At 67.6% G+C, this 1004-nt stretch carries 2 protein-coding genes; one reads left to right on the top strand and one right to left on the bottom strand.

Annotation, left to right across the window (positions count from 1 at the left end):
- The first annotated feature begins 127 nt into the window (after positions 1–127).
- Entirely contained in the window at positions 128–661 is a 534-nt protein-coding gene (locus tag I55_RS02275) for a peroxiredoxin (RefSeq protein WP_044558853.1), read from the top strand.
- Positions 662–691: 30 nt separating this feature from the next.
- Here the strand turns inward: I55_RS02275 and I55_RS02270 are convergent.
- Positions 692–1004, bottom strand: a 313-nt coding sequence (locus tag I55_RS02270) for a LysE/ArgO family amino acid transporter (protein WP_044558851.1), incomplete at its 5' end; no start/stop codon positions are given.

Genomic DNA, 1004 nt, shown 5'->3' with positions numbered 1-1004 from the left:
CGGCGGAACCGTACCAGAGGTAAAGTACCTGAGGCAAATGACCGCTCCCCATCCAGGCTTGGCGTGGGGTAGGGTCAGGCCCACAAACCGGGGGCGGATGCATCCCGACAAACTCCGCGGAGATGACATGCGCAAGATCGTTCTCGCCACCGCCTTTTCGCTCGCGACCGCGGCGCCCGCCTGGGCGGCCCTGCCCAACGGCGCCCCGGCCCCGGCCTTCACCGCCCAGGGGGCCCTGGGCGGCAAAACCTCGACCTTCTCGCTGACCGACGCGCTGAAGAAGGGGCCGGTGGTGCTGTACTTCTTCCCTGCCGCCTTCACCAAGGGCTGCACCGTGGAGGCGCATGAGTTCGCCGAGGCGACGGAGACCTTCAAGGAGTATGGCGCCACGGTGGTGGGCGTGACCGCCGGCAACATCGACCGCGTGGCCGAGTTCTCCTCCGTGGAGTGCCGGGACAAGTTCATGGTGGCCGCCGATCCCGACGCGAAGATCGCCGCCGACTACGACGCCAAGAACCAGGGCAACCCCGCGATCTCCAACCGCACGTCCTACGTCATCGGCCAGAACGGCAAGATCGTCGCCAGCTACACCGACAACAATCCCGACCAGCACGTCCAACTGATGCTGAATGCGGTCAAGGCGCTGCATACCGCCAAGTAAGCGCGGCCGGCGCCGGTGTGTGGGCGGCCCTCACACCCTGGCGACCAGTTTGAAGGCGATGGCCCACATGACGAGGGCGATGGCGCCCTCCAGCACCCGCCAGGCCAGGGGCCGGGCGAACAGGGGGCGCAGGCGGGTGGCGCCGTAGCCCAGGGAGAAGAAGAACAGGAAGGACCCGCTGATGGCGCCGGCGGCGAAGGATGGCTTGTCGCCGGCGAACTGTGTCGAGACAGCGCCCAGCAGGACGACCGTGTCGAGGTAGACGTGCGGGTTTAGCCCAGTGATGGCCAGGCAGGGCAGCAACGTCGCCCCAGTTCCCCCTTTCTCGCCCGGTGCCCCACGT

The sequence above is a fragment of the Azospirillum sp. B4 genome (genome assembly GCF_000333275.1).
In the GTDB taxonomy this organism is placed as follows: Bacteria; Pseudomonadota; Alphaproteobacteria; order Azospirillales; family Azospirillaceae; genus Nitrospirillum.
This window is presented reverse-complemented; position numbering and strand designations above follow the sequence as displayed.

What these genes read in the sequence shown, in the direction of transcription:
- I55_RS02275 (WP_044558853.1), top strand. Translation starts at nt 128, where the DNA reads ATGCGCAAGATCGTTCTCGCCACCGCCTTTTCGCTCGCGACCGCGGCG.